Genomic DNA, 9,338 nt, shown 5'->3' with positions numbered 1-9,338 from the left:
TGGGTTTTTGTTGCCGCCGCGCCGGGGGGGTGTGGCGCTCTATTACCGCTTCTTAGGGGGGGGGGCGGGGGGGCGCGCCCCCCCCGGGGGCCGCCCCCGCCGACAACACGACGAAGGCCTGCAATGCGGGCCGATACGCGTCGCCGAAGCAGATATGCTTGCACGGGTCCGCCCCACACCCGCAGGCCGCAGCGCGATGAGCTTCAGACTGGATTCCCTCCTGCGTTCCGCCGCACTGCTGGTGTGTGCGGCGCCGCTGTTGACGGGATGTGCCCGGACCCACAGGGAAACCGTGCTGTCCTCGGACACATTGAAGGTCGTGGCCGTGACCGAAAGCCGACTGGACATCAACGTCAGCCAGTATCAGCACTACACGACGTACGTGCTGTACGTGGATGGCAACAGGCTGTCCGATCAAGGATTCTCGGCGCTCCTGCAGGATCGTGACGCGGCGGGCGATCAGTTCGTGCATACCGATGCCGTGGTGCTGGACGAAGACGCGGTGCTGATCGCCTCGCATAACCGTGACGGCTCACGCTGTTGGACGACGCGGCTTGCAGCACGCAATGGCACGCCGACGCTGGACACGATCATGAAAGGGACGGCCGACTGCAGCATCCGCCCGGCAGCTCCGGGCTGGCGGGCGCTTTACCAGGACCCCGGCGATCTGATCCTGGTCCGTGAGCGGCCCTTCCAGGCCCATCCCATCGCGGGGTACTGGTACGCGCTGTGGATCGACGGCGACACCGTCGCCCTGTACCGGAAGGACCGGGACCATGAGCGCCTCGTCGTCAGGCTGGCACGGATTTCTTCGGATACCCCGATCGCCGAGCAGACCCTGCCGATGCAGACCTATGCGGAGCCCGACCTGCTGCATGCCTCGCCTGAGCAGCGACGGCAATGGCTGTTCGACAACTTCACGGTCTCCACGGGCGCCGCTCCCTCGATCGCGCTGCGTTCCGACCATCGACTCGACACGATCACGCCCGAGGTATGGGCGGAGTATCAGGAGATCGAGCGGCAGAACAAGGAACGGGATGCCCAGGCACGTGCCGCCGGCGACGCCTGGATCGAGGCCCAGCGCCGGGAGCTGATGGAAGCGGAGACGTCCCGGTGATCGAGACCCGCCTGCTCCAACAGTTCATCGCCGTGGCCGAGGAGCTGCATTTCAATCGCGCGGCCGAGCGGCTGCACATGGCACAGCCGCCGCTGAGCCAGGCCATCCGCAGGCTCGAGGGCCTCGTGGGTGCGCCGTTGTTCGAACGGACCAATCGCAGCGTGGCGCTGACCCCGGCCGGCGTAGCCTTCCTTGAAACCGCCCGCCGCACCGTGCAGTCCCTCGAAAAGGGCGTCGCGCAGACGCGCCGGGTCGCACAGGGCATCGAAGGCCACCTCACCCTGACCTTCATCAACATCGCCCCGTATGTCCCGCTGCTGCGCGTGCTGCGCACGTTTCGACAGGCCAACCCCGGCATCACCTTCACGATGCGGGAGGCCACGACCCAGGAGCAGATCAACGCGCTGGAGCAGGGCAGGGCGGACGTCGCCTTCATGCGGGCACCGGGAACGACGACACCACACCTGCGCCTGGCTGCGGTGTTGAACGAGCCCATCTGCGTGGCGCTGCCCGTTGGCCATCGCCTTGAAGCAAGCCCTATCGTCGACCTGGCCTCGCTCAGGGACGAGGCCTTCGTCGCCTCGCCCCGGACCCTGGGCAAGGGCTTTCATGACCAGCTCATCAGCCTGTGCCAGGCCGCCGGGTTCGTGCCCGACATCGTGCAGCACGGCCGGCAGATGCAGACCCTGATCGCCCTGGTGGCCGCCGGGTTCGGCATCGCGCTGCTGCCCGCCTCGCTGGCGACGGGCGCACGGCCGGATGTTGTGTTCCGTCCGCTCCAGGTCGATGCGCCCGAGGCCATGGCACGGTTGGACCTGTTCATGGCATGGAACGAGAACCGCGCCTCCGCGATCCGCGACCGGCTGATCGATGCCGTGCTGCAGGCGCTGCCACCGCCGTGAAGCGGTGAGACGCGCCGCATCTTGCCGCGGTATGCAGACGGTCCTTCACCCACATCCCAGCAGGCACTAGTCTTCGGCAGCTCCGCCGTCGAGGATCCGCAATGCCTGCTGCCATCTATGTGTTTTCGCTGTGCGCCTTCGCGTTCGGTCTGTCTGAATTCGTTGTCGCGGGTCTGCTGACCGCCATTGCCGATGATCTCGATGCGCGGATCTCCCTCGTCGGCACGGCCATCGCGGCCTATGCACTGGGCGCGGCCATCGGTGCCCCCTTCATCACCGCCCTGGTCGCCCACTGGCGGGACCGGCAGATCCTGCTGCTGGCCACCGCATTGCTCGGGCTGGGCAGCCTGCTGATGAGTGCGTCGCCGAATCTGGTGACCCTGCTGGCGATCCGCTTCGTGGTCGGCCTCGGCCACGGCGTGTTCATGGCGGTGGCCTCGGACGCAGCCACGCGGCTGGTCGAGCCGCAGCGGTCCGGCCGGGCGCTGTCGGTGGTCTGGATCGGACTGACGCTCGCCCTGGCGTTCGGGGTACCGATCGGAACCTACCTCGGCAGCGTGTGGTCGTGGCGGGTAGTCTTCCTGACCATCGGGGCGCTCAGCGTGGCCGGCATGCTGGGCCTGGCGCTGTGCATGCCGCGGGGTGGGACCGCTGCTCCGTCCGCCCGAGGCGGCGCATGGAAGGGCATCCAGGCCATCACCCACCCGCAGCTGCTGATGACGGCGGGCATCGGCGCGCTGGTCAGCGTTGCCACGTTCTCGTTCTTCACCTTCGTCTCGCCCTATCTGCAGCAGATCACCGGCGTGGACGTGCAGTGGCTGAGCCTGGGCATGCTGCTGTTCGGTGTCTGCGCCATCGCAGGCAATCTGCTCGGCGGATTCCTCGGCGATGCCATGGACGGGGATCGCAGCCTCCTGCTGGCGCTGGTCGCGTTGGCGGTGAATCTGCTCGGGCTGTACAGCTTCGCAGGTGTGCCGGCCATGATGATGCTCCTGATCGGCACACTGGGCATCTGCTTCTTCTCCATCGTGACGCTGCTGACCCTGCGCCTGCTCAAGCAGGCCCAGCACTTCATTCCCGGCTACAGTTCGGTGGCGGCCGGACTGAACATCGCCTCGTTCAACCTGGGCACCGCGCTGGGCGGCGCCGTGGGCAGCCTGACGATCAGCTACGCGACGCTGGCATCGGTGCCGCTGGCAGGGGCCGTGGCCGCGCTCCTGGCGGGCATCGTGCTGTATCTGCAGCGGCGACGGATGAGCGCCATCATCCACATACGTTCGTGAACAGCCGTGCGTAGTTGCTGCCCAGGATCTTCTCGATGCGGGCGTCACTGTGCCCGCGCCGGGACAGCAGGAACGCCAGGCGGTCGAAGCGATCGGGTTGGTTGAGGTCGGGCAGGAAGGTGACCACATCGCCGCTTTCACCGGGCGCGGAGATGCCGAGTCTGATGCGCTCCTCGACGACGGCGCGCAGCCGCTCGCGGTACTCCGGGGTCAGATCGATCGAGGAGATCATGCCATCGGTGCCCAGGCAGACATGCTCCTCGCCACAGACGTTGATGGCGTGTTCGATGTGGCGGATCAGGTCCTCTGCCGTCGGCTGCCCCTGCTGGCGCAGGAACGGCATCAGGTAGATGCCCGCGACTCCGCCCCGTGCCGCAAGCTGGCGCAGTTCCTGATCGCTCTTGTTGCGCGGGTTCGCGGCGAGGGCGGCACAGCCGGTATGACTGATCGTGACCGGGTGCCTGGACGCTGCGATCGCATCCAGCGTGGTGCGCTGGCCAGCATGCGAGAGATCGATCAGCCCTCGGCCGGCATCGATCTTCTCGACCAGCTCGCGACCGAATCGACTCAGCCCTGCATTGGCCGGCTCGAGGCAGCCGTCACCGACCAGATTGCGGCGATTGTAGGTGAGCTGGTAGACGCGTACGCCCAGGCCATGGAAGGTATCGAAGCGTTCACTGTCTTCGCCGAACGGCGTCGCATCCTGGAAGCCGTAGATCATGCCGAGGCGCCCGCTGCGCTTGGCATCGACAAGGTCCGCACCGGTACGCACGAGGCTCAGGGCGTCCTCATGCAGTGCCTGCTGCGCATTCCAGTAGGCGATGTTGCGCATCGTCAACGCGTAGTCGTTGAGGTAGCTGCCGACGCCACTGACGGTAATGGTGCAGGCGGTCAGCCCGGAGGCGCGCGCGTCGGCCAGGGAACGTGCACTCAGCGGCGCGTAGTCGGTGGTGTCCCGTGTATCGAGTGGCCCGCCACTGAGCGCATCGATCACGGTGGCGCGCCGATAGCCCGGCCACTGCGTGCGTGCGGAAGCCGCCGGGGCAGCGGCGCCGGCCTGCGCCGGCAGCAGCAGGGCCCCGGCGGCACCTAGCGCGCAGGCACCCAGGAAACGTCGCCGCGATCGCTCCGCGTCGGAGGGATCGTTCGTCTTCGCATCAGTCTGGAACGTCATCGGGTCTGTACCTGCTTGCGTGGCTGGAGGCCGTGTGGCGGCTCGCCGAGTGAACGGCGTCATCGGCCACTCCGCGGAGGTGTCCGCGGCATGTTCGGATGCTGACGGTCCTCACCGCAAGTGACCGGCGGCAGGGCGCATCGCGGCGTGCCTACCAGTTCCAGCGCATGCCCACCTTGCCGTTCCACGCCGTCTCGTCACCGTTGAAGCTCCAGCTGTAATCGAGGTCGGCATACAGGTAGCCGGTCTGCGTGACCTGCCAGGTCCCGCCGATGCCGACTTCGCCCCACGATCCCCCCATGTCCACCGCAAACGGCACGTAGCCGCTGTTGCTGGCGAACGTCGCGCGGGGCGTACCGCGGAACTCGTGCCAGACATTGCCGCGCAGCCAGGCATTGCTGCTGCGGGCATCGCCCTGCGTCGTCTCGCGCTGGCCGGTGCGGTTCAATCGCGCACCGACGCGCCCGACCAGCGAGTCGCCGTCGCTGAAGTGCACCTGCGCGGTGGCATCGTCCAGATCGTCGACATCGATCTGCTGCCAGATCAGCTGCGCCTGTGGCTCCAGCCGCCAGCGTCCGTTCTCGCCGGCGGACCCGTCGTCTTCATCGAGGAGGAACGGCCAGCCGCCTTCCAGGGACAGCGCCAGCCCGTCGGCATCGACAAAACTGTCGGCGGTGCGCGGGGACTGCAGGCGCATGTCATACCAGGTGTATTGAGCGACGGCGTCGATGTAGGCGCCCTTGGCGGAGAACGCCGTCCAGTAGCCGCCGATCGAGCCCGCCTTGAACCGGTCCGTCCCGGCGTGGAAGCGATACTCCAGGAAGTTGTGCCGCACGTCGCCCTTGCCCTTGCCGTAGGCGAGATAGACGCCGGCGTGGCGACGGCGCAGGTCCTCGGCATCCACCCGGCGGTAGAGGTCGGTGCCGATCTGCAGCGCATCGAAGCGATAGTCGAAGTCGGGGCCGCGATCGCCGTAGATGCCGCGGCGCCCGCCATCATGTTCGCCGTCGTGGCCGAGGTAACGCATCCACGCACCATTGAACCCACTGCGCGCGGTATCCAGGTCGCCGCGCTGATGCAGCAGCTGCTCGTCGCCGACGCGTTCGTGCAGGGTGTCGATCAGGGTGCGGCCGTACACCTGGGCCATCGCGGGCGCGGCGGCGATCAGCGAGACTTCCTGCCGATAGGCCGGCGGCGGCGAGGGGCTGGGCGGCTCCGGTGGCGCTGGATCCGGCGGCGTGGGATCCGGTGGCGGCGGCAGCGGAGGGGCGGGGCAGGGCGGTACCGGCGCGCCCGGGCTGGCGCAATCGATCACCGAACGCAGGTACCAGCTGTTCTCCACATCCGCGCCGGAGACCGTGGCCGCGCCGCCGCGGTACAGGAAGTACTCGTACGGACCCGCCACCACCGGTGCCGCCAGCGCGAAGTTGTCGGGCGTGCTGGTGGCGTTGCTTGCCTGCACCACGCGGATGCCATCGGCGAGCGTCCGGTCGCCACGTCCGCCGGTGTTGTGGATCTCCAGCGCTCCCGGCCCACTGCTGCTTCCATCCACCACCACCAGCTGGTCCGAGGGCGAGGCATCGTCGCCCAGCCATGTGTTCAGAGCGAGCGTGCCATTGCCGCTGTAGCGCGACACGGTCAGGGTCTTGTAGCCGGCCGCCTGCGCAGGATCGCCGGCCGGCGCTGCAAACGCGATCCGGCTGCGATCGTTGACCAGCGTGGTGAGGGTGGAGCTGCCGGTCAGGTTCCACAGCGTGTCACGCAACACGACGTTGGAGATGCTGCCGGGCAGGGTGATCGCGGCGCCAGTGAGCACGCTGCCGGTCGCGGTGATGGTGGCGACGGTCGGCGTGTCGGCCGTCGGCAACACAACCCGCGGCGCCGGTCCCGCCATCGGCAGGGGCACTGGCGGATCATCGGGCGGAAGGTCCGGGGGAAGGAGCGGGACAGCGGCGTCGAGCCCATCGAAATCGGCGATGGCACCGACCTTGAGCCACAGGTCGCGGCCCTGCACCGTGGTGCCGGTCAGGTCGATCTGCGCCGCACCGATGGCGCCCACCCCGGGGCCGTCCGCAGCGGCAAGCGTGGATTGCGTGACCGAGGCCGACGCTGCAGCCGGGTCGCCGCGCACCAGCAATGCCGCCGCGCCGGGACCGGTGGTGGCCAGCGCGGCATCGGCGACCTCCACGCGACCTCCGTTCCATGCCACCGCTGCGTGGGCCAGCGCACCGCTGGTAGTGACACGGCTGCCACCGCCCAGCAGCAGGCGCCCGTTGTCGGCCCAGGCGATCAGCCCGTGCGCCTGCACGCCCTCCGTGGTGATGGTGCTCGCCGTGGCGGTCAGCAGGCTGTCGGCGTACGCGGCGAGGCCATAGCCATGCAATCCGCTGGTCGTGACGGTCATGCCGCTGGCACGGATCTGGCCAGCGCCCGCCGCACGTGCACCGATGGAATCGATGCCGCGCGTGGATAGGCTCACATTGGCCACGGTCGCGATCGCATCCACGCCCTGGATGTTGAAACCCTCGCTCGCATCGCCCAGCGTGGTGATGCTGCTGCGCGCCCCGTCGGCCTGGCCCGTCGCCGGATCCACGTTCATCCAGACGCGCCCGCCGGCCGTGCCCACGTACACCCCGTGTCCGGAGATGCCGGACGCAATGAAGGCAGCAGGGTCGGTCACCGGGTTGCCGCCTGCATCGATCGGCCGGCCGAAGGTGGGCAGCGCCAGGTCGGTTCCCAGCAGCACGCCGGTACGGATCGTGTCGCCACTGGAGATCAGCGTGCCGGCAGTGCCACCGCTGGCGTTGAGCGTCATCCCAGGGCGGCCTGAGTTGATGATGGTCGTTCCAGCGCTGTCGATGGTGCCACCGGTGGCGTTCAGGCCGATGCCCCCCGGACCGCCGCCACCGATGTAGAGATTGCGTGCGGTGACGCGGGTGGCCGCGCCATCGGCACGGATGCCCGCGCCACTTCCCGATGAGGTCAGGGTGCTGTCGGCGATGCTTATCTGCGCGCCGGCCTGGCCGTACACGCCATGGGAATTGAGATCGGTGGTGCGCGTGTCCAGGCGCAGCAACGCCGCCTGCGGTCCGACCCCGCCGGCCGCGCCCTGGACCAGTACGGCATTGGAGTTCATCCCGTGCGTGGTGATCACCGTGTTGGCTGCCTGCAGCCGCGAGGTCGCGGAAGCCGCCTGGGCCACCAGCACGCCGGTGCTGTTGTTGCCGTAGGTCTCGATACGGGTCGTGGTGCCCAACGGTGAGCCATCGGCCGCCACGTCCAGCCGCAGCGTGCCACCCGTGGAGGACACCTGCGCCCCGTTCGCCCCGGTGGTGCCGGTTGCCACATAGGCGGAAGGATCGGTGGTGGCATTGCCGCCGGCATCCACAGGCAGGCCATAGCTGGCGGCGGACGGATCGGTGCCAAGCTGCACGCCGGTCAGCAGGGTGTTGCCCTGGCTGACCACCGTGCCGCCGCTGGCCGCCTGCAGGCCAACCGCTGCGTTGCCGCCGGCAATGCCTGATGTGTAGACCTCGCTGCCGCTCAACGCGAGCGTGCCTTCGGTCAGTGCGTGGGCGCCGATGGCGGCGTTGCTCAGCGTGGAAAGGCGCAGCCCGTTCGCCGCGATCGCACTGCCGCTGCCTTCCGCGCGCAGCGCATTGCCACCCTGACCGGCAGCGATCACGACCCCGGGCGTGCCACCCACGGTCACGGTGCTGCCGCCGCCGGCGAGCACGCCGTGCGCATTCTGTCCCGCCACCCGGATGTCCAGTCCATCAAGCTGCACCTGCGAGGTGCCGGTGGCCGACACCCCGTGCGCGGTGATGCCGGTGGCGTTGATGGTCACACCGGCCAGCACCCCCTGCGCATCGACGAACGCCAGCCCGGTCGCGCCGGTGCCTTCCGTGTCGATGGCGAGCTGCGACGCCTGGAGCCGCGCACCGGTAGCAAATCGCCCACCGCTGTTGTTGTTGCCGCGGGTCACGATATTCACGGCGTGCACATCGAACTGCGCGCCACTGCTGCCGAACAGCCCGTGGCTGCCATTGCTGGCGCCGGCCCCGGTGCCCAGGATGTAGATTGAGGTGGTCCCGCCCGTAGGTGCACCGGCACCATCCACGTTCAGCCGCACCGTCCCGTCAATGGCACTGATGCCATGCGCCGCCGTGGCCGCCTTGCCCACGTAGGCCGCGGGATCGGTCACCAGGGTGCCGCCGGCGTCCACCGGCAGCCCGTAGGTTCCTGGCGTGCCCGGCTGGGTGCCCAGCATGATGCCGGTAGCGATCACATCGCCGCTGCCGGTGAAGCTGCCGCCGGCCACCTGGATGCCTTCGCTGTTGGCCTGCGAAGTGTAAAACCGCGTGCCGATCGAGGTCAGCGTGGTGCCTGCTTCCAGTCGCGCCGCGGGGCCACCGGCGCCCAGCCGGCTGACCGTAGAGCCGGCGGTCAGAAAACTGACCGCGCCGCTGCGGGTCGAGCACACCGTCGCGGTGTTGGCCGTGCTGGTGATCAGCGCCACCGCGCCGGTCGCGTTGATCACGCCGGCGTTGGCGGCATAGAACGCAGGCGCGCCGGCCGTGGTCGGCGCGTAGGTGCCCCCGGCGATCGTCAGCACGGTGCCATCGGCGCGGACCTGCTGGGCCGGGACGGTCGCGGGCACCGTCACGCAGCTCGCCGCGTCCACGCTCTGTGCCAGTGCGCACCAGGGGGCTGATGCCGCCAAGCCCACCAGGAGCAGGCTGCTGCGCGGCGACACGATGCGGGACGCCACGCGTTGCCGCGTGCAGCGGGTGTTGGCCATGGGACCTCACCTGGGAGGGCAGACTGCCGGGGAACGCCCCCCGTCGTGACGCGTGCGGGGC

5 protein-coding genes are annotated in these 9,338 nt (G+C 69.0%); 3 read left to right on the top strand and 2 right to left on the bottom strand.

Annotation, left to right across the window (positions count from 1 at the left end; all coding sequences use genetic code 11):
* The first annotated feature begins 196 nt into the window (after positions 1-196).
* The 3 genes from ABE434_RS17400 to ABE434_RS17390 all read left to right on the top strand — a co-directional run bounded on the left by ABE434_RS17400 (position 197) and on the right by ABE434_RS17390 (position 3,302).
* The gene (locus ABE434_RS17400; protein ID WP_346479688.1) at positions 197-1,117 is read left to right on the top strand and encodes a hypothetical protein; all 921 of its coding nucleotides are present in this window, start codon (positions 197-199) and stop codon (positions 1,115-1,117) included.
* On the top strand, positions 1,114-2,019 hold the full coding sequence (locus ABE434_RS17395) for a LysR substrate-binding domain-containing protein (RefSeq protein WP_346479687.1): 906 nt from the start codon (positions 1,114-1,116) through the stop codon (positions 2,017-2,019). The genes ABE434_RS17400 and ABE434_RS17395 overlap by 4 nt, the downstream gene beginning before the upstream one ends.
* Positions 2,020-2,120: 101 nt before the next feature.
* On the top strand, positions 2,121-3,302 hold the full coding sequence (locus ABE434_RS17390) for an MFS transporter (RefSeq protein ID WP_346479686.1): 1,182 nt from the start codon (positions 2,121-2,123) through the stop codon (positions 3,300-3,302).
* Here the strand turns inward: ABE434_RS17390 and ABE434_RS17385 are convergent.
* Together ABE434_RS17385 and ABE434_RS17380 are read right to left on the bottom strand one after the other, a co-directional pair.
* Positions 3,283-4,476 carry a membrane dipeptidase gene (locus tag ABE434_RS17385; protein WP_346479685.1) on the bottom strand — a complete coding sequence of 398 codons (1,194 nt, stop codon included), beginning with the start codon at positions 4,474-4,476 and terminating at the stop codon, positions 3,283-3,285. The genes ABE434_RS17390 and ABE434_RS17385 overlap by 20 nt on opposite strands.
* 151 nt (positions 4,477-4,627) lie before the next feature.
* Positions 4,628-9,277, bottom strand: a complete 4,650-nt coding sequence (locus tag ABE434_RS17380; protein WP_346479684.1) for an autotransporter outer membrane beta-barrel domain-containing protein — start codon at positions 9,275-9,277, stop codon at positions 4,628-4,630.
* Positions 9,278-9,338 lie beyond the last annotated feature (61 nt).

This window comes from Stenotrophomonas sp. TWI1183, assembly GCF_039673115.1.
Taxonomy (GTDB): Bacteria; Pseudomonadota; Gammaproteobacteria; order Xanthomonadales; family Xanthomonadaceae; genus Stenotrophomonas; species Stenotrophomonas maltophilia_AA.
Note: the sequence above shows the minus strand (reverse complement) of the source record. Positions and strands in the feature narration are given on the sequence as shown.

Excerpts from the sequence above, each read along its gene's own strand:
- ABE434_RS17380 (WP_346479684.1), bottom strand. The coding sequence starts at position 9,277 with ATGGCCAACACCCGCTGCACGCGGCAACGCGTGGCGTCCCGCATCGTG.
- ABE434_RS17390 (WP_346479686.1), top strand. The coding sequence starts at position 2,121 with ATGCCTGCTGCCATCTATGTGTTTTCGCTGTGCGCCTTCGCGTTCGGT.
- ABE434_RS17400 (WP_346479688.1), top strand. The coding sequence starts at position 197 with ATGAGCTTCAGACTGGATTCCCTCCTGCGTTCCGCCGCACTGCTGGTG.
- ABE434_RS17385 (WP_346479685.1), bottom strand. The coding sequence starts at position 4,476 with ATGACGTTCCAGACTGATGCGAAGACGAACGATCCCTCCGACGCGGAG.